Below are 21,478 nucleotides of genomic sequence, written 5' to 3' on the forward strand. Positions count from 1 at the left end.
AGTGAAGTGTTTTTAGAAAATCTTAGGAGCTTTGATATGTTTGAGGTACGAGTTTATCAATGCTTCTTAGATTTTCAAAAACACGAACTTTAGACTGATTAAAAATTTTTAACGTGCCGAAGTTTGGCAGCATATTCCGTAGTATAAGTTAAATCTCGGGCGTGGTTATCCATATATGTTAATTTCTTATTGTGATAACATGTCATCAATAGCTTTAGCAGCTTTTTTTCCAGCACCCATAGCAAGTATTACAGTAGCAGCACCAGTTACTGCATCTCCACCTGCATATACTTTTTCTCTAGAAGTTAACCCTGTTTCTTCTTCAGCTACTATGCATTTATATTTATTTATTTCTAAACCTTTAGTTGTAGAAGATATTAATGGGTTTGGTGATGTACCAAGAGACATAATTACTGTATCAACATCCATTATGTACTCTGAACCCTGAACCACTACAGGCTTTCTTCTTCCTGAAGCATCAGGCTCTCCAAGCTCCATTCTTACACATTTCATGCCCTTAACCCAACCTTTTTCGTCTCCTACAATTTCTATTGGGTTTGTAAGCACATCAAATATTACTCCTTCTTCCTTTGCATGATGTACTTCTTCCACTCTTGCAGGAAGTTCTGCTTCTGATCTCCTATATACTATGTGCACTTCTGCTCCAAGTCTTAAAGCGGTTCTTGCAGCATCCATAGCAACATTTCCACCACCTACTACAGCTACCTTTTGTCCTACTCTTATAGGTGTATCAAATCCTTCTTTAAAAGCTTTCATTAGATTACTTCTTGTTAAAAATTCATTAGCTGAGAAAACTCCATTTAGGTTTTCTCCAGGTATTCCCATGAACTTTGGAAGTCCTGCTCCAGAACCTATGAATACAGCGTCAAAACCTTCTTCTTCTATAAGCTCATCTATAGTAACAGTTCTACCAACTATAACGTTAGTTTCTATTTTAACACCAAGCTTTTTAACATTTTCCACCTCGTATTTAACTACTGTATCCTTTGGAAGTCTAAATTCTGGTATACCATAAACTAAAACTCCACCTGCTTCATGTAACGCTTCAAATATAGTTACATCGTATCCGAGTTTTGCTAAGTCTCCTGCACAGGTAAGTCCCGCAGGACCACTTCCTATTACTGCAACCTTTTTACCATTCTTAGGTTTTGTTTCCGATAAGTCCACGTTATTTTCTCTAGACCAGTCAGCTACAAATCTTTCAAGTTTACCTATAGCCACAGCTTCTCCTTTTATTCCTAAAACACATTGTCCTTCACATTGTCTTTCCTGAGGGCATACTCTTCCACAAACAGCTGGAAGTGCACTAGATTTAGCTATTACTTTAGCTGCATTTTCAATATCTCCAACTTTAACTTTAGATATAAATTCTGGTATACTTATTGACACTGGACATTTTGTAACACACTTAGGATTTTTGCAATCTAAACATCTATTTGCTTCTTGTAAAGCTTGCTCTTCATTATATCCTAGACACACCTCTTGGAAATTTGTTGCTCTAACCTTAGGTTCTTGTTCTCTAATAGGTACTCTTTTCATTCTATCCATAATATTTCCTCCTGAATTAACTCTTCTAAAAAATACTTTTTTAAATAATTGCTAAACAATTAATTACTATAAATTTAAAAATAATAATTATAAAAATACTTGATACTTATAAGTTATTTACTTATCGCAACAACAACCGCCTACATGTTTATGACTTTTTCTGAATTCTTCTTTTGATTCTTCTGTTTTATACATAGTTTGTCTTCTCATAGCCTCATCAAAATCCACAAGATGTCCATCAAATTCCGGTCCATCTACACAAGCAAATTTTGTTTCTCCACCAACAGTAACTCTACAAGCACCACACATACCTGTTCCATCTACCATTATTGGATTTAAGCTTACTATTGTGTTTATTCCTAATTCCTTAGTAAGTTTAGCAACGAATTTCATCATTATCATCGGTCCTATAGCAATAACCAAGTCATATGCTTTACCTTCTTTTTCTACTAGCTCCTTTAATAAATCTGTAACAAGTCCTTTATATCCATAGGAACCATCATCTGTAGCCACATATAGATTATTTGCTACTTTACTCATTTCTTCATTTAAAATAACATTATTTTTTGATTTTGATCCTATAATTACATCCGCCTTAACTCCATGATTATGAAGCCATTTCACTTGAGGATATACTGGTGCTGTTCCAACGCCACCAGCTATGAACATGATTTTTTTATTTTTTAAATCTTCAATATTCTCATGAACTAATTCAGAAGGTTGACCTAATGGTCCAACAAAGTCTGCAAAAAAATCTCCTACTTCATATTCTGCCATTTGTTTTGTAGATGTACCTAAAGTTTGAAATACTATAGTTACTGTACCCTTTTCTTCATCATAATCACATATTGTAAGAGGTATTCTCTCACCCTTTTCATCCATTTTAATTATAACAAATTGTCCAGGTTTCGCAGATTTTGCCACTCTAGGTACTTCAATATCCATTAAATATATTTGTGGTGCTAAAAGTCTTTTTGCTACTATTTTGTACATACTAATTCCTCCATAATTTTACATATTATCTATAATCTCAATAAGCTATTAGCGTATGCAATTAATTTTAATACACTAATAGCTTACTGTAATATAACTAAGTAAGACTTAAATTAAAATCTCTATTTATATATGAACTATCAAGCATGAATCCTAGCTTCTACAAGAGATAAACTAGTACAATTCTTTAACTAATTAAGAAGAGTATATAGTTTATTATTATTTAATAATAACTAAGTCTATAAAAGAGATTTATCTGGTGTTACAAGTATTTTTACATGAGTTTTCTTCTCTGGTCCAGTTAAGGCACCAAAGCCTTCTTCTACAATATCATCAAGTACTATTTTTTTTGTAATATATTCTTGGGCTTTTATTCTTCCATCACTCATTTGAGCAATTGTTGCTGGGAACTCATGTCTATATGCCAATGTTCCCACTATTTTCTTTTCTGTAAATACTAAAGCATTAGGATTAAAGCTTATTTCATCTTCCCAAATACTTGTTACTACCATAACACCTTCGTATTTCAAACTGTTAATTCCTGTATCAAAACCAATCTTAGCTCCTGTAGTTTCAAAGGCAGCATCTACCCCTACTCCACCTGTAAGTTTCTTAACCTCTTCTGCTATATCAACTTCATTTGGATCAAGAACTATATCCGCACCCGCTCTCTTAGCGTATTGTTGTCTTATTGACTTTCTTTGAAGAACTATTACCAGACTAGCACCAGCAGCTTTTAAACATTCTATAGTAGCAAGTCCAATTGGTCCTGAACCTAATACAAGCGCTGTATCTCCAGTCTTAAAGTTTGCAATTCTTACTGAATGTAGTGCTACTGCTATTGGTTCTATTAATGCAGCTTGCTCATAAGACATATTTTCTGGTATTTTATGAACAAATTCTTCTGGGAATACAGTGTATTCTGCTAATCCTCCACCAGTTCCGCAAAGTCCATGGAATCCTAGTGATGTACAAAGATTATACTTTCCCTCTTTACAGGCTGGACATTTTCCGCAGGCTACTATTGGTTCTACAACCACTCTGTCTCCAATATTGAACTTTGTTACACCTTCACCAATTTCCACAATTTCACCTGAAAATTCATGGCCTAAAACTACTGGAGCAGTATTACCACTTAGTAGATGAGGTTGTCCAACTGGAATAAATATTGGTCCCCCTAAATATTCATGTAAATCTGAACCACAGATTCCACACCATTTCACTTTAATTTTTACTGTTCCTTTCGTAACCTTTGGTTCTTGAATTTCTTCAACTCTTACATCTTGTTTTTCATACCATAATGCAGCTTTCATCATTTTTCCTCCAATTATATAATTTACTATGTATTATAATATTACTTAAGATAACTATGTATATCTTAAGCGATTTGTTAACAACTTGTTATGTTAAAATGTTCACAAATATATATAGCAATAATCATGCCAAATTTAAAACCATAGTTTTTATGCGATTTTTAAGTATATTGTATCAAAATAATACACTTTTTCATGTATCATTTTGATACTTTACATTTATTAACTCTCATTTTTATACACTTTATTTTCTTGATTTTTAATATTATATTTTTTCATTTTTCTATAAATAGTTGCTCTGCTTATATTTAACAACTTGGCAGCCTTAAGTATATTGCCATCACACTTTTTTAATGCATCTTCTATTGTTTTTCTTTCTATAATTTGAATTGGAATTACATTATATCTATTATCTTTTTCATAGTTAGATTTTGATAAAGCCTCATCTCCTCCGCCAATATGTGTTAATATTTCTTCATTTAGATAATAATCTCTCTCTACAATATTTCTCAATTCTCTTACATTTCCCGGCCAATCATATTTTTTTAATATATTTATGTATGATCTATTTATTTTTTTAACATTATGATGATTTTTAGCATTTAATCTTTCTATAAAATATTTAGTAAGTCCTTCAATATCTTCTTTCCTTTGTCTTAAAGGTATAGTTTTAATATGCATTACATTTAATCTATAATAAAGATCACTTCTAAAGTTTTTCTTGCTGATTTCATCTTTTAAATTTCTGTTAGTAGCACATATTACACGTACATTCAACTGTTTTTCATAAGATCCCCCAACTCTAATAATTTTATTGTTATCTAATATTCTTAGAAACTTGGATTGTATATCTAGGGGCAGTTCTCCAATTTCATCTAAAAAAATTGTTCCTCCATCTGCTAATTCAAACTTACCTGGATGTCCTTCTTTTGACGCTCCAGTAAAAGCACCTCTTTCATAACCAAAAAGCTCACTTTCTACCAGTTCTCTTGGTATAGAAGCACAGTTAACAGCAACAAAAGGGCCTGTTAACCTATTACTGTAATTATGTATTGATTGCGCCATAAGTTCTTTTCCAGTTCCACTCTCTCCTTCAATAAGTATATTACAATCATTTTCAGATATTTTTTTAGCAAAGTCTATAACTCTCTTCATCTCTTTATTTTCAGTTATTATATCTTCAAATCTATAAGAAGCTTTATAACCTATAATTTTATTTACTATTCTATGAGCATATTGTACTTCTCTAAAAGTTATAACTATCCCAACTAACTTACCACTTACCATCATTGAAACTGCATTCATTATACATTTAATTCTTTTATTTTTTATATAAAAATCACAATCCATATTGTGATAAGTTTTATGAGCTTGACTAATTATTTCATAAAAATTTACACTTTTTAATGTATCAACTATATTTATATTCATAGCTTCCTCATGAGTTATATTCAAAATATCAGATGCTCTATCATTGACTCTCCTAATTTTCAATTTGCTATCTAAAACAATCATACCTTCACATATGGAATCAAAAGTTACATTCATAAGATTGTAAGAAATAGTTAGTTCTAACTGTTTTTGTATTGATTGTGCAGCAGCAGTTACAATACCCAAGGTATGAGAATGAGCATTATAGTAGTTTCCCGACATATTAATACATCCACATATGTTTCCATCTTCATCATGAATAGGTGCCGCTGAGCATGTCCACGAGTGCTGATTTATACCAAAATGTTCAGCCCCAATAGTTTGAATTGGTTTATTTAAATATAATGCCGTACCTATAGCATTTGTTCCTACTGATTCTTCAGTCCACAAAGCACCTTTTATAAAATTTAATTCCTCTGCTCTTTGCATAATATCACTATCACCTATTATATCCACTATATAACCATCTTTATCTGATAGAATTATAGCAAATCCTGAACCTGCTACAATACTATATATACTTTCCATTACTGGCCTAGCTGATATTATCAAGTCAGTATTTTCTTTAATTTTTACTTCTGCATCAACTAATGTTGCATTATTTCCTCGTCCATTCATATGATCAATACCATAAGCCCTGCATCTTTTCCATGATTCTGCAATTTCAGGCCTTACCCTATTACTTATATATCCTTTTTCAATAAAAACTTTCCAATCATTAGATATAACCTCTGTGTAGTTTTTCATAATGTTCACCCCTTAACTTAGTATAACTAATTGTGAGTATATCTTATTACACTTTTAATATCTTTGTCCAATTTACATTTTGCATTGATTTACTTAAACTTATAAGACACAAAAATCCAAGATATAAAAATTTATATCTTGGATTTTATCATATGGTTACCTAGTGAAAGCATAAAAAATTATTCAGCTTGTAATCCAGCTAAATTTAATAAGTTCCATGGTTTGTTAAAATGGGGTTGGAAGAAGAAATCAACGAAGGCTAACTCATCTATAGTGAACTTACTTTGTATGCAAACTGACATGGTGTTTATTGCCTGTGTTAAATCCGTTTTTGAAATAATTTGTGCTCCTAAAATTTTCTTAGATTCTGCCTCATAAACTACTTTTAATGTTGCAGAGTCATATGTAGGCATAAATTCTGGTCTATAGTTATCTGTAACTTTCACGACTTTAACATTAATTCCAGCTGCTTTTGCTGAATCTTCTGTAAGACCTGTGGATGCTATATTATATTCATATATTTTAATACCAGATGTTCCTTGAGTACCAATATACTTGGTAGTTGGTTTTACTAAATTTCTAGCAACTAACGTTCCCATACGTACAGCATTTGTAGCCAGTGGTATATACTCATGTTTTCCAGTTGGATTGTATATTACTGCACAGCTATCTCCAGCAGCAAATACGCCTTCTTTACTTGTTCTCATATACTCATCGACTATTATAGCACCATTAGGCAGCATCTCTATTTGGTCCTTAAACAATTGTGTATTTGGCTTAAATCCAATACATAATATTACCATATCCGCTTCATATTGTCCTTTATCAGTGACAACCTTTGAAACCTTACCGTCGTTTCCTTCAAATCTAGTAACAGTTTCTCCTAAAGCCAACTTTATATTATGGTCTGAAAAGGCTTTCTCTGCTATATCTGTATACTCTTTATCTAAGTATTTGCTTAAAATTCTATCTTGTGCATCAATCAATGTTACACTCTTTCCATTTGTCTCAAAGGCTTCAACCAATTCCACTCCAATATAACCTGCACCTACAACTACTATTTTATTTGCAGTTTTAGCCCTTTCTGTTATGGTGTTAGAATGATAAAAATTCTTAGAAAGTAAAATATTATCTAAGTCAATTCCTTCTATTTTAGGTACTATAGGCCATGAACCTGTTGTAACTATTAATTTATCAAAAGTATCTTCGAATTCCTCATTGGTTTTTAGATTACGAACTATTAACTTTTTATTCTCTAAATCAGTTTTTAATACATCATGGTTCATGTTAGTTTTTACACCAAGAGAGGCCAATTCTTCAGGAGAAGAGTAAAATAATCCTTTAGGATCTTTTACTACACCTCCAACATATAATGCAATTCCACATGAAAGAAATGAAATATTATCGTTTCTCTCATATATAGTTATTTTTGCATCAGGATGTAATGCTGCTATATTCTTTATTGCAGCTGTTCCAGCATGTGTACAACCTATAACTACAACTTTCATTTGTACTACTCCTTCCACCAAAAGATTCTAATTAAGAATATGCTAAACTAAGATATTTGTTTAATTTCTTTTACTTCTTTAATTTCTTTCACTTCTTTCCCTATGTCTGATTTTTGAAAATTTATCATATCTTTTACGATAAATAAAGGTCTATTCTTACTTTCATCATATATCCTTCCAATATATTCTCCTAATATGCCCATTGCTAACAGCTGAATGCCACAAAAAAATATTATGCTTATCATTAAAAATGTACTGCTGCCTACTGAATGATCTAAGGTTTTTGTAACAAGAACATATAAAGCTATAACTATTGATGCAAGTATCATTAAAATTCCTAATTTTATTATAAATTTTAGTGGTTTTAATGAAAATGAAATAATTCCATCAGAAGCTAATTTTACCATTTTTTTTAATGGATACTTGGTTTCCCCTGCATATCTTTCCTCTCTCTCATATTCAATACATGTTTGATTAAATCCTAGCCAACTCACAATTCCTCTTACAAATCTATTTCTTTCTGGCATAGATTTGAAAACTTCTACTACTTTCCTATCCATCAATCTAAAATCACCAGTATCTTCAGGTATAGATACATCGGACATATAGGTTAAAAACCTATAAAAGTATTTTGCAGTCAATAATTTAAACCAAGTTTCTCCTTTTCTTTTTTTCCTTTTTCCGTATACTACTTGAAAGCCTTGCTTCCATTTATTTATCATATCTAAAATTAATTCTGGTGGATCCTGTAAATCAGCATCTATGATTACTACAGCATCTCCATTTGAGTTAAATATACCTGCTGTAACCGCAGTCTGATGCCCAAAATTTCTAGACAAATCTATTATTTTAACTTTTTTATCACTGTGTGCAATTACTTTTAATATGTCTATAGTTTTATCCTTGCTACCATCATTGACAAAAATCAGTTCATAGTTGAGTTTCGTGCTATGCATTACATTGTTTAGCCTTTTATAACATTCACTTACAACATCTTCCTCATAATACATTGGTACAATAACCGACACCAACTCTTTATTTTCCATAGTACTGCCTCCTATTTAAAAGTCCATAACTTACCATATTTGATTTTCATTTATGTAATTAATTATATAGTCCCAACATTTATCTAATACTATACATTATATATAAACTATTTTACAATTTTTACCTAAATATCTTTTTTATATTTTACATCTTTATTCAAAATATAAAAATATCCTCCATCTGATAAAACATTTAAATGCTTCTCTTTAATAAGATTGTTGACTATCTGTTTTTTAGGTAGTATTATAATAGATTTTTCATTGTTATCTTTTAAAAATGCTTCTAATCCACCATCTTCCGGTACTAAATCCCAGAACAATTCTGCCTGTAACATATCACTTTGTCGCCAGCTCTTGAACTCACTCATAGGACCAACATTAATAGGAGTATAATCATCATAATAAATATAAGCCTTTATCCCCTGAATATCTTGTGATACATAAGTCTTATTAAAAGTTACTCTTCTGTTATCATTTTTAAAGCTAACAATGTGATTTTTTATTACGTTTTCATAATCATATATACCTTTTATTATTAAAACTATAGTTACTAACTGTACAACTATGTTCCTCTTTACACCTCTCAGTATTTTATGACATAATAAACTAATAGATATTGCAATAGGTATATAGACAGGTAATATGTACCAAGCTATTTTTGTCTTTGCGTTTGTATATAATATTAAAGGTATAGTTATCCAAAGCACTAGTGCCAATATATAATGTTTCTCTTTTATTTTAAATCTATTCATATATATGGTATTTAAATGAGTTGTTATATAAAATATAAAGCTTGTTGCTAATAGTGATAACCATATGGAGTAAAATGTCTTCAGTATACTAAAATAAAACCATTTATCTCCTATATGTCCTTCTAGTGTTGTTGAAGTTCTACTTAAAAGATCATAATTTATCATCATATAAAAAAACTCAAAACCATCTTTTCTGTATCTTAAAATTCCCCAAATTAGTATTGGACCAAAAGCACTCAATAAGAACATACCCCATTGTTTTAACTTTAATTTAAACAATATTTTTGTAAATAATAAATATATAAAACCAATAATTATTATGTTTAATGCATGCCAACTCTTAGTTAGAAAAGCACATGAAAATCCTAATCCAGATAAGTAAAAGAATTTTATATTTTTATGAATTAATATCATAGAAAGCATAGATATTGTAAAAAATAACACCAATAATGAATCTGCATCACCTGTTCTAGCACTATGAATAACTATATATTTAGGCGAAACTGTTAAAATTACTGCACAAATCAATGAAGATACTTTTCCATGTTTATACTTTACAAATAAGGATGATATAAATATTGTTATAAAAGCTGCAATTGCTGAAAATAGCCTTAATCCTAGAGCATTGAATCCTGCTAGCTTATATCCAAGCATTATAAACCAAAAACTCATAGGTGGTTTTAAATTCCAATAATCATTTTTATAACCATAAGTATTTACTATATATTCCTGTTTTTTTAACATTTCGTAAGCACTTATACCGTGCCTAGCCTCATCCCAACTATATATAGGGGTATCTTTTAAATAATAAAATAAATTAAATATAGTTAGTGAAAATATAATTATTAGGAATACATAATAATACTTTTCAATAACATCTAATAATTTATCTACAACATTAAGCTTAACTTTCATTATCCTTATGCCTCTTTTATAACTAAAGTTATCATTAGTATATTGCTTATAGTTAACACAAATAATCATTATTATTGTGTACTATGATTTATTTATATATTCAATTGATTCTAAAATATATGTCCCATAAAAAATCTTTATATACAATAAATAATCCTTTTTATGTGCTTTTATTTTTGCTTCAAAATTTATAAAAAATTTTTATAAATTTTGAAGCAAAAATAAAACTTCCATAGTCTAATATAATGATCGAGAAAGTTTTATAAAAAAATTAACCTATTGTAATTGTATTTATCAAAATTTTAATTTTAATAAATACAACTCAATAGGTTAACTTTTTATAACTTATCTACTTTCATAGCTCTCATGGCATTTAATATGGCAATTACAGCTACACCTACATCTCCAAATACAGCTTCCCACATAGTTGCCACTCCAAAGGCTCCTAGTATTAGAATTATTACCTTAATACCTAATGCAAAAACTATGTTTTGCATAACTATGCTTTTGGTTTTCTTTGCTATTCTTATAGCTGAAACAATCTTCCATGGTTCGTCAGTCATAATTACTACATCTGCAGCCTCGATAGCCGCATCTGATCCAACTCCACCCATGGCTATTCCTATATCTGCTCTTGCTAGTACTGGTGCATCATTTATTCCGTCCCCAACAAATACCAACTTGCCCTTTGATGTTTTTTGCTTTTCTATAGCCTCTAACTTTTCAACCTTTTGATCTGGAAGTAATTCTGAATAAACTTCATCTATTCCTAAAGCTATCCCTACTTTTGAAGCCACTTTTTCGTTATCTCCAGTTAGCATTACAGTTTTAAATACTCCTGACAATTTTAAATCTTTAATAGCCTTGGCAGCGTCTTCCTTAATTTCATCAGAGATAACAATATATCCAGCAAATTTATTATCTACAGCTAAATATACCACAGTACCTACTGCTTCTACTTGCCTAAATTCTATACCTTCTCCCTTTAGCAGTTTTATGTTACCCACTAAAACCTGCTTTCCTTTAGTTTCAATCTTGATACCTTGTCCCGATATTTCTTCATATATTTCTATTTCATTTCTATTTATTTCTTTACCGTATGCCTTGAGAATGGAATTTGCTATAGGATGATTTGAATAACATTCTGCAAAAGCAGCATACTCTAATAAGTCATCCTCTGTTAAGCCATTTTCTGGCTTTATAGCTGTTACTTTAAATATACCTTTTGTAAGAGTTCCTGTCTTATCAAAAACTACAGTATCAACATCATTAAGCGCTTCTAAGTAATTTCCACCTTTTACTAAAATACCGTTTCTTGACGCTCCACCTATACCACCAAAGAAACCTAAAGGTATAGATATTACTAAAGCACATGGACAAGATACAACTAAAAATACTAATGCTCTATATATCCATTGTGAAAAGCTTGCCCCAGTAATAAATAGAGGAGGAATAAAAGCTAATACAGCTGCTGATATAACAACTACAGGGGTATAATATCTGGCAAATTTAGTTATAAAACTTTCAGTTGGAGCCTTTTTACTGCTTGCATTTTCAACTAAATCTAATATTTTTGCTACTGTTGATTCCCCAAATTCCTTTGTTACCTTTACAGTTAACAATCCATTTTTATTTATAAATCCACCTAAAATAGTATCTCCAACTACAGCTTCCCTTGGTACAGACTCTCCAGTTAAAGCTGAAGTATCCATCATGGACTTTCCTTCTACTACTACACTATCTAAAGGTACTTTCTCTCCTGGTTTAACAACTATAAAATCTCCTACTGTTACGTCTTCTGGATATACCTTTTTAATTTCATTGTGTATCTTTAAGTTAGCAAAATTCGGTCTAATATTCATTAACTCTGATATAGATTTTCTCGAACGGTCTACAGCTACATTCTGAAACAACTCTCCTATTTGATAAAATAGCATAACCGCTACACCTTCCGGAAATTGTTTTATAGAAAAAGCTCCTACAGTTGCTATGGCCATCAAGAAGTTTTCATCAAATACCTGACCTCTTGCAATATTTTTTAATGCTCTTAATATAACCTCTCCACCAACTAATATATAGCTAATTAAATATAAAATAAATTCAATTCCACTTGAAAACTTAAATATAGTAGCAATGGCAAAAACTGCAGCACCTATAGCTAATCTTATAATTTCTTCTTTTTTGTTTTCACTTCCATGATCATGGTGGTAGTCATGGTGAGAAGCTTCTTTTATATTATTCTCTTTACTAACTAATACTTTAACTCCAGGTTCTATTCTACTAACAATCTTTTTAACTTCTTCTATAATATCACTTTCATAATTTTTATTACTAAACTCAATACTCAATTTTTTAGACACAAAGTTTATATGTGCATTTGTTACCTCTGATAAATTGTTAACCTCTCTTTCAATTTTTGCTGCACAATTGCCACAACATAAACCTTCAAGCAATATATCTCTTTTTAATAATGCACCTTGCTCTTTTTCTCTAACTTCTACATGAGACTCAATGTTATTAACAGTTTTTTTAGCTGCAGCTATAAGTTCTTCAACTTTAGATAAATCATTAATTTCCATAGCTAAAGTTTTAGTAAGAAAATTTACAGAAACATTAGAAACTCCTTCTAACTCAGAAACCTTTTTTTCCATCTTAGCAGCACAATTTGCACATCCTAACCCATGTAGAATAAATTCTTTTTTTATATTTTTTTCGGGAACTTTTAATTTGTTAGCATTTAGTACTTGCACTTTTTTAATTTTATCTGGCATGTGGCAATCCCCCCTTATGTATTTGTAATTTGTTTTATCTTTCTTTTATATGCATAAGACCTTGATCAAATATAGCTTTTACATGTTCATCGTCTAAGGAATAATAAACTACTTTACCTTCTTTTCTATACTTTACCAGCCTAGCTTGTTTCAGTACTCTAAGCTGATGAGATATCGCTGACTGTGTCATTCCGAGTAGAGCTGCCATATCACATACACACATTTCTGCTTGAAAAAGAGCACATATTATTTTTATTCTTGTTGTATCTCCGAAAACCTTAAACAATTCTGCTAAATCATATAGGGTTTCTTCTAATGGTATATTTTCTTTTACTTTATTTATTATATCTTCGTGAATTATAGTACAATTACAAGTTTCAGTAATATTCTTTTCATTTATCAAAGTTATCCCCCCTTATATGAACATATGAATGATTGTTCATGTATTCATTGTATTCTTACTAATAAAATTTGTCAATATTTTATGTAAGCAAACTATAAAAAGCTTGGGCCGCTTTTCAAATAATGGAAAAGTGGCCCAAGCATAAAATACCATCCTGCACTTTAAGTCATATATCTTCATCGTACTGCTTTTCTATTTCTAAAATATTCCTATAGTATTGTTTTGGTGCCATACCAAAAAGCTTTTTAAATGCTCTTATAAAACTAGAATAATCTCCAAATCCACATTCAACACATGCCTCTGTTATATTTTTACCTTTTTTAACCAAATTATTTGCCATAATAATCCTCTTTTGAGTTATATAACTATGAATTGTACATCCTGTTTGTTTTTTAAATTTATGCATAAGATAATATTTGCTCACATAAAATTGCTCAGATATTGTATCTAAAGATAAATCTCCACTTAAATTTTCATTAATATAGTTAATAATATCGTTTATATTTTTATCGTATCTTGCCTCATTATGTTGTTCTATATATTCACATCCTAAGACCAATCTATTCAAATATACCATTAGTTGAAGAAAAAGAGAGTTTTTTAGAATTTGACTCCCAAATTCATTGCTCTTACTAGCATCCTCAAGTTTAAAGGTAGTATATTTTATACTTCTAGTAAAATTTGAGTTTAATCTAAGAAGATTATATTTTTGTTTATATGTAATCTCAAAACAGCTTTGTAAATTACAATTATTACTACTATAGTTTTTCAAAAATCTTGAGTTTACCCATAGTATTATACGTTCATAGTCCACATTTAAGTCTATAATAGGTTTATGAATTTCATTTTTATTTACAAAGAGAATGTCCCAAGGTCTTAAATCATAAGCTTTACCTTCTACTAAATATGTCACCTTTCCTGATATAAATATAATAATTTTGTTAAAATCATGGTAATGTAATTCAAATTCTGGCTGATTTTTGTCCTTTAGATGAAAGAAAATAAAATCTTCTTGTAAATATCCTCTTTTACTATTTAAAGAACTACTTTCTTCTATCATACTTCCTCCACAAGATTCTACCATATTTAATACGCTTTAATATTAAAGCAGTTTTTACAATATTTAAAGCAGTATTATTAGTAAACTTAGTAAAAGTTAAGAGTATACTAGTATTATAAAAGACAATACTTAATGAAAAGAAAATTATAATTAATGGGGGAATATATATGGAGAGCACATTATTAAGTAATCTATCGCATAATGTTATTAAAATAAATAATCTCTCTTCTAAAAAATCCAATATTATTGGGATAGCCGGCTCTAACACAAATACTTCAGCAACTTATTTAGTAAAAGAACTATTAAGATATTTAGGATTAAAGGCACAAATAGAAGATACTATAGAAAATATACCTCTACAAGAACTTTCACCTACATCCTTATATTATCATAGACTAAAAGCCTATAATTTCGATATGATTATATTTACTGATATACCAGAATATTTTTGTAGTAACCTTTATGACTCAGAAATCAATAAGAAAAGATTAAGTGAGTTATTTAATATATATGGTATTGGCATAGTAAATGGAGATAACCTTGGGTTTCAAGAGATTAAAAAACTTGCAAACTTCCATATAATAACTTATGGAATAACAACTTCTTGTGATTTCATGGCTAAAGAAATTCGATACTGTCAAAAGGGTATAAAATTTAATCTTGATTTTCATAATTCCCAAAAAGAGGTTACCTTAAACACTTTCGAAAAAGCACATGTCTATAACGCACTAGCATCTATAAGTACCTGTTACTTCTTGGGATATCCTTTATCCTTAATTATTGAAGGTCTAAATCATGTAAAAAGATTTAAATAATAGATTACCGTATGTGAACTCTCCCCCACTTTAGAAGTGGGGGCTTCATAATATATCTACAGGTTTTATTGATATAATCATTTACTTTATTATTTCTATTATTCCTCAGTTCAGATTGCTTTTTAGTAGTTCCTTTAATACTTTGCAAGTCTTTTATACTCTGAAGTCGGCTATTTTCTTTATTGAACCATTGATTAATAGACTTTAGCTTCTTACCATCTATAATGAATGTCTTACCTTCGTTGGATATATATACCGGTAGAACTAATAAAAAAAATATAAGATAATATATTTGGATCATTAACTATCCTGTTTCATGAATAACATTTTAAGTTAAAGAGTAATATTATTTAGCATATAAGGAGGCAAAATTAATGTCGCGCTTTAAAAATTATCTAGTATTTCTATCATTATTTATATTCGTACTTGCTTCTAGTACATACAAGGCCTATGCGGATCCTTCCATCTTAAGACTTGCAGGAAATGATAGATATGAGACTTCTCAAAAAACTTCCCAGGATGGATGGAGTAAATCTGATTACGCAGTATTAGTTTCTGGGAAAAGCTATGCAGATGGCCTTAGTGCAGCCCCCCTAGCAAAAAAATATAATGCTCCTATCCTGTTAACTGATGACTCTTCGTTATCTTCTAGTACAATACAAGAGATCCAAAGACTAGGTGTAAACAATGTATTTATAATTGGAGGCCCCACAGTAATTTCTGATACTGTAGAAAATCAATTGGAATCTCTGAACATAAACTCTACTCGTACATATGGACAAGATAGGTATGAAACCAGTGTGAAAATTGCCAAAATAATCGGCTCAGATAACGGAGTATTTATAACTTCTGGTGAAAACTTTCCAGATGCATTGTCAGTTTCATCTATAGCTGCTATAAAACAAATGCCAGTACTTTTTACATCTTCAAAGGTCTTACCTAGCAGTGTTAAAGAATATATAACTAATAGCAATATAAATAAATATTATGTTGTTGGAGGGATAGGCGCTATAGGCGATAATGTTGTAAAGGACTTACCTAATTTTAAGCGTTTAAGTGGTTCTAACAGATATGAAACTAATTTATCTGTTTTAAATGAATTTATAAATGACTTAAACCTTAATAATATTTATTTGGCCTCTGGTCAAAACTTTCCAGATGCTTTAGGCGCCTCTGCAGCCGCAGCCAAAAATACAGCTCCAGTTATTTTGACAGATGGTTATTATAGTAATACGACTAACTTTATTAAATCTAAGATTAATTCTATATCTACTATTAAGGTTCTTGGTGGTATATCTATTATACCAAATAGTTTAGTTCGAAGAATTTTATCGGATTCTAAAATAGTCTTAGGTTATTCTACTTATTATAACTCAAATGATGCAGCATCCTATAACTCTTTGGTAAATTACTCTAGGTATATAGATGAAATCGCTACTGATACATTTCACATAGATGGATCAGGAAATATGACTGGAAATATACCAGTTAAACAAATAGACTATGCTAATAAAAATAATATACAGGCTGTGGCTATGATATCTAATGCTTTTGATGGCGAAATAGCTAAAAATATGCTAGAAAATCCTTCAAATAGACAAAGATTAATTAATAACATAATTAACTCTTTAAAAAATAATAATTATAAAGGTGTTAACATAGATATTGAAGGAATTTATTCATATGATAGAAACTATTTTACAACCTTTATGAAGGAACTATATACTACTCTAAATACTCAAGGCTTTGAAGTAGGTATATCAGTTCCAGCTAAAACCATTGACAGACCTTCTGATAATTGGTCTGGTGCCTACGACTATTCACAGCTTTCGAACTATGCAGATGAGATTATTTTAATGACTTATGATGAACACTGGTTCGGTGGCTCCTCAGGACCTATAGCATCTATAGACTGGGTTGAAAAAGTAGTCAACTATGCTGTAACAGTAATACCTAAAGAAAAAATAATGCTAGGTATGGCTGCATACGCATATGATTGGCCTTCCAATGGAGAAAAAGCAAAAAGTTATAGTATAAACCAAGCCTTAAACATAGCATCAGAATATGGTGCTGCAGTTAAATTTGATAGTACTTCTAAAAGCCCTTACTTTAATTACACGGATAGCTCAGGAGTTTACCATAGCGTATGGCTTGAAAATAGTACAAGTATCGGATATAAATTAGACTTAGTAAATAAATATGATCTATCTGGAGTTGCTATGTGGAGATTAGGTCTTGAAAGTCCTGATTTTTGGACAACCATAGGGTCAAAACTTAACAAATAAAGCTTTATATAGGGTTCGAAGTTCAGAACTTCATCTAGCCCCGGGGATATGTTGCCGAAGAACTGACAACATATTCCGGGGTTTAAGTCAAGTTCCTAGGTTGTTTATCTATAACTTTATAGCTTGAATTAAGCTAGCGTTAATATTACACTTTCTTTAATACAGATTTCACCGCTTCTCTAATTTCTACGTAACTTGTACATCTACATATATTGGATTGAAGCCACTCTTCAATGATTTCATCATCAGCATCGGGATGATTAATTATTAGTCCATGGCAATTCATTATAAAACCCGAAGTACAGTAACCACATTGAAATGCCCATTTTTCTATAAAGGCTCTTTGTATAGGGGTGTCTTTTAAACCTTCTATGGTTAATATCTTATGTCCTACAGCCTCAACCGCTAACATTATGCAGGATTTCATAGGTAATCCGTCTACAAGAACAGTACATGCTCCACAATCTCCATTTTCACAACTTGGTTTTCCACCTGTTAACCCTAAGTGTTCCCTTAATACCCTTAGAAGTGTATCTGCTGGTCTTATAATTACAATTCTTTTTTCTCCGTTAACATCAAGCTCTAACTCTACTATTCCATTATATTCAATCATCTTTTCTTCCCTTCTAAGAATACTAAAGCATCATAAAGAGTATTTTCCAAAATAAATTTTCTATAATCTGCAGATCCTTGAACGTTGTCTAGTATGGGTGCTGGTAAATTATTCATCGCTTCTTTCACTCGAGCTTTTAAAGAAATAGCTTTATTATTTATATATTCTTCCCCCTTGATCCATCTAAATGGAAAGGCGCATACACCACTAAGTGCCACTCTAATTTTGTTATCCTTCTTTAATGCTGCCATACTAACTAAAGGATATCCTGTTTTTCCTTTTTGGTTTTTTCTTATAGCTATATAAGGAACATTATTATAGTCATTATTAGTTCTAGTTTGAAGTAAAAATTCATCTTTTTCTAATAAGATTTTTTCTTTAAAAATATCATTTATATTAAAACTTTTTTTATTCTTTTTCCCTACAATTATTGCCGTACTATCAGTTATAAGTAAGCCTAATACTGCCTCTCTATATATTATATTACCACAAATATTTCCACAAAAAGTTATCTTATCTCTAGCTGTATGATCTGCTGGAAAAGTAGATACCTTGCTTAGTAAAGGGATGCTTTTTGACTCTGCTATTTGTGTTAGAGTAATGGCAGCTCCTACAACAAATTCATCAGCTTTGCTACTTAACACATTACATTCTGGAATACCCTTAATATCAATAACTGCTTCAGTGTGTATGTTGTTTCTTCTAGCCATAGTTATAATTTCTGTTCCTCCAGAATAATATAAAGGGTTTTTATTTTCTTTACTAAGCTGATAATGTAAATTTACTGCCTCCTGTATAGAATCTGATTTATAGTAACTAAAATTAAAACTAATCATCTTTTTTCTCCTTTTTAGTCCTCCAAATTACTTCAGGCAGTAAAGGTAATTTATTAAGCTTTGTGTCTGACGCTTTAGATAAGCTGTTAGCTAACGCTGCTGGCATTCCGATTACACCATATTCTCCAATTCCACGTGCTCCATAAGGAGCATCTATTTCTGGAGTTTCTACAAAATCTACCAAATATTCTGGATTTTCTCCATAATGTATCACTCTATAGGTCCTTAAAGATATATTTTTTATAACTCCTTCATTATCAAAAATAAACTCTTCTCTATTAGCAAAGCTTAAACCCATGCTCATACCTCCGATAATTTGTCCATGAGCACCTTTAGGGTTCAGTACCTTCCCAGCATCAATAACAGTAGCAGCCTTTAGTATTTTATAACTGTATTCATTCAAATCCAATTCTACTTCTACTGCAGATGCACCAACAGTCAATTCAGGACCTGCCTTTCCACATCCTGTATTGGGATCTATATGTGTTAAATGCTTTAGAATAAACTTTCCTCTACCGACTACCTGTCCTTCAATTGAGTTTCCGTTAGGATAAGTATATCCATGAGCAATTTCCTTTATATCAATACCTATTTTGGGATTATCCTTCAAAAATACTCTTTCGTTAGTTAAGTCTAAATCCCCTTCTCTGCACCTTAAAACTATTGCAGCAGTTTTAAATAACTGTTTAATAGCATCTTCTGCAGCATCTAAAACCGCTCCCCCTACCAAAAGAATTGTTCTGCTTGCTGCGGTCTTCCAATGTTCTGGATTAGATTTAGTATTTACTTTCATTTCTACATAGACTCTATCTACATTCATTCTCATTCTTTCTGCCAACATTTGTGCAAGAACTGTTTTAGTACCTTGTCCTATCTCTACAGCTCCACATATAAGATTTATGCTGCCATCTCTATTGAAAGTTAAAATTGCTCCGCCTTCTGCATTAACTGGCGTATTTGAATTTTTCCAAAAACAGCTTATACCTTTAGCCCTAACTTTATTGTTATCTAACTGTATCAAATCTCCTTCTTCCCAATTGATTAACTGTGACAATTTCTCAATACATTTAGGTAAGTTTCCTATATTGCTTCTATTAAGAATTACTCTTGTTGGAGTAGTATCCCCTGGCATTATAGAATTTTTAAGTCTTAATTCCATTGAATCTATATTGATTTTACCGGCTAATGTATCTATAGCCCTTTCTATTACAAAGGTAAGCTCTGGATGTCCAAATCCCCTAAAAGCTGTTGCATAAGGATGATTTGTATACATGCATAACGAATCACACCATACATTATCAATTCTGTATGGGCCTGTACAGTCTAAGGCTGCAGCTTTAGCTATAATTATAGCCCTATCTGAATAAGCTCCTCCGTCAAATAAATAGGTTATTTCTACAGCTGTTAACCTTCCGTTTTTAGTAGATCCTAATTTTATTTTTGCATCTAACCCTATATGAACTGGAAAAGTAACTAAATCTTCCTCTCGAGTACTTGTAAGCTTTACCAGCCTTCCATTGACAGACTTCGATGCTAAGAAAGCAATAAGCTCCCACTGAACTGGAGTTTTACCTCCATATGCACCACCAACCAGAGGTACATTAACAATAACCTTTCCAGGGGGAATATTGAAATATTCTGACATTAATTTTTTCACTTCAAAGGGGGATTGAGATGTAGAATACACTATCACATCGCCATTAGGTAAGATTTCAACCTGAGCACATCTTGTTTCCATAGTAACATGATCTGAAGGTGGAAAGGATAACTTTTCTTCAACAATAACTTCGCTATGCTCCCACCCCATATTCATATGACCTTTTCTTACTTTAATCCTACTAGCTATATTAGTATTTGCTTCAGGTGAAGCTTCCATTACCCTCTTATAATTTGCTAAATCTTCATGAACTAAGGGTGCATCATTCTTTAATGCATCACTTGGTGAATTTACTACTGACAAAGATTCGTATTTAACTTCAATTGATTGAGCTGCTTTCTGTGCTGCGGCTTCAGTATCAGCTACTACTGCCGCAACTGGTTCACCATAATATCTTACTTTATCTATAGCAATTATGGGTTTGTCTCTTATAACACCGCCTGTTAGATGTGGAAAATATTTTCCTGTTATAACCGATCTTACTCCAGGTGATTTTTGCGCTTTAGAAATGTCAATAGACTTAATCCTTGCATGAGCATAAGGACTAGTTACTAATCTTACATACAGCATTCCCTTAACTATATAATCATTAGTATATTTCGCAGCTCCAGTAACTTTATCTATAGACTCTTTTCTCGGAATACTCTTACCTATCACAGTAAAACCTTCCATAATTACCCTCCATAACCTCATAAGACATATTTTTATTCTATATCTTATAAAAAGCTCATACATTATTACCTCATATTATATTAAGAAGATGG

At 31.0% G+C, this 21,478-nt stretch carries 16 protein-coding genes; 2 read left to right on the forward strand and 14 right to left on the reverse strand.

Annotation, left to right across the window (positions count from 1 at the left end):
- Window positions 1-186: 186 nt before the first annotated feature.
- The 10 genes from gltA to HGI79_RS15170 form a co-directional block, all read right to left on the reverse strand.
- Window positions 187-1,569 (reverse strand): NADPH-dependent glutamate synthase, encoded by a 1,383-nt coding sequence (gene gltA, locus HGI79_RS15125; RefSeq protein WP_185651537.1) that lies wholly within the window; start codon window positions 1,567-1,569, stop codon window positions 187-189.
- A gap of 117 nt (window positions 1,570-1,686) precedes the next feature.
- Complete coding sequence (locus HGI79_RS15130; protein WP_185651538.1) at window positions 1,687-2,562, reverse strand: sulfide/dihydroorotate dehydrogenase-like FAD/NAD-binding protein; 876 nt, start codon at window positions 2,560-2,562, stop codon at window positions 1,687-1,689.
- Window positions 2,563-2,801: 239 nt separating this feature from the next.
- Window positions 2,802-3,875: a 2,3-butanediol dehydrogenase gene (locus HGI79_RS15135; RefSeq protein WP_185651539.1), complete on the reverse strand. Its 1,074-nt coding sequence runs from the start codon at window positions 3,873-3,875 to the stop codon at window positions 2,802-2,804.
- Between the two features lie 222 nt (window positions 3,876-4,097).
- Complete coding sequence (locus HGI79_RS15140) at window positions 4,098-6,053, reverse strand: sigma-54-dependent Fis family transcriptional regulator (protein ID WP_185651540.1); 1,956 nt, start codon at window positions 6,051-6,053, stop codon at window positions 4,098-4,100.
- 179 nt (window positions 6,054-6,232) lie between these two features.
- Window positions 6,233-7,561, reverse strand: a complete 1,329-nt coding sequence (locus HGI79_RS15145; RefSeq protein ID WP_185651541.1) for an FAD-dependent oxidoreductase — start codon at window positions 7,559-7,561, stop codon at window positions 6,233-6,235.
- Between the two features lie 47 nt (window positions 7,562-7,608).
- On the reverse strand, window positions 7,609-8,607 hold the full coding sequence (locus HGI79_RS15150; RefSeq protein ID WP_185651542.1) for a glycosyltransferase family 2 protein: 999 nt from the start codon (window positions 8,605-8,607) through the stop codon (window positions 7,609-7,611).
- Between the two features lie 125 nt (window positions 8,608-8,732).
- Window positions 8,733-10,274, reverse strand: a complete 1,542-nt coding sequence (locus tag HGI79_RS15155) for a glycosyltransferase family 39 protein (RefSeq protein WP_185651543.1) — start codon at window positions 10,272-10,274, stop codon at window positions 8,733-8,735.
- Window positions 10,275-10,612: 338 nt separating this feature from the next.
- On the reverse strand, window positions 10,613-13,045 hold the full coding sequence (locus HGI79_RS15160) for a heavy metal translocating P-type ATPase (RefSeq protein ID WP_185651544.1): 2,433 nt from the start codon (window positions 13,043-13,045) through the stop codon (window positions 10,613-10,615).
- A 34-nt stretch (window positions 13,046-13,079) separates the two neighbouring features.
- Window positions 13,080-13,448, reverse strand: coding sequence for a metalloregulator ArsR/SmtB family transcription factor (locus HGI79_RS15165; RefSeq protein WP_207725790.1), 369 nt, complete (start codon window positions 13,446-13,448; stop codon window positions 13,080-13,082).
- A gap of 166 nt (window positions 13,449-13,614) precedes the next feature.
- Window positions 13,615-14,508, reverse strand: coding sequence for an AraC family transcriptional regulator (locus HGI79_RS15170; RefSeq protein ID WP_185651545.1), 894 nt, complete (start codon window positions 14,506-14,508; stop codon window positions 13,615-13,617).
- 167 nt (window positions 14,509-14,675) lie between these two features.
- On the opposite strand from HGI79_RS15170, the gene HGI79_RS15175 reads away from it, so the two are divergent.
- Complete coding sequence (locus HGI79_RS15175) at window positions 14,676-15,323, forward strand: Mur ligase family protein (RefSeq protein WP_185651546.1); 648 nt, start codon at window positions 14,676-14,678, stop codon at window positions 15,321-15,323.
- Between the two features lie 4 nt (window positions 15,324-15,327).
- Here the strand turns inward: HGI79_RS15175 and HGI79_RS15180 are convergent, their stop codons facing one another.
- Window positions 15,328-15,624: a transposase gene (locus tag HGI79_RS15180; RefSeq protein ID WP_207725792.1), complete on the reverse strand. Its 297-nt coding sequence runs from the start codon at window positions 15,622-15,624 to the stop codon at window positions 15,328-15,330.
- Window positions 15,625-15,697: 73 nt separating this feature from the next.
- On the opposite strand from HGI79_RS15180, the gene HGI79_RS15185 reads away from it, so the two are divergent.
- Complete coding sequence (locus tag HGI79_RS15185) at window positions 15,698-17,608, forward strand: cell wall-binding repeat-containing protein (RefSeq protein WP_185651547.1); 1,911 nt, start codon at window positions 15,698-15,700, stop codon at window positions 17,606-17,608.
- A 145-nt stretch (window positions 17,609-17,753) separates the two neighbouring features.
- Here HGI79_RS15185 and HGI79_RS15190 read toward each other — a convergent pair whose 3' ends face one another.
- Genes HGI79_RS15190 through HGI79_RS15200 form a run of 3 tightly spaced genes read right to left on the reverse strand, consistent with a single transcriptional unit; the run spans window position 17,754 to window position 21,386 of the window.
- On the reverse strand, window positions 17,754-18,221 hold the full coding sequence (locus HGI79_RS15190) for a (2Fe-2S)-binding protein (RefSeq protein ID WP_185651548.1): 468 nt from the start codon (window positions 18,219-18,221) through the stop codon (window positions 17,754-17,756).
- Entirely contained in the window at window positions 18,218-19,057 is an 840-nt protein-coding gene (locus tag HGI79_RS15195) for an FAD binding domain-containing protein (protein WP_185651549.1), read from the reverse strand. Before HGI79_RS15195 ends, HGI79_RS15190 begins: the two co-directional genes overlap by 4 nt.
- Window positions 19,050-21,386, reverse strand: a complete 2,337-nt coding sequence (locus HGI79_RS15200; protein WP_185651550.1) for a xanthine dehydrogenase family protein molybdopterin-binding subunit — start codon at window positions 21,384-21,386, stop codon at window positions 19,050-19,052. The genes HGI79_RS15195 and HGI79_RS15200 overlap by 8 nt, the downstream gene beginning before the upstream one ends.
- Window positions 21,387-21,478 lie beyond the last annotated feature (92 nt).

It is taken from the genome of Clostridium sp. DJ247 (assembly GCF_014231265.1).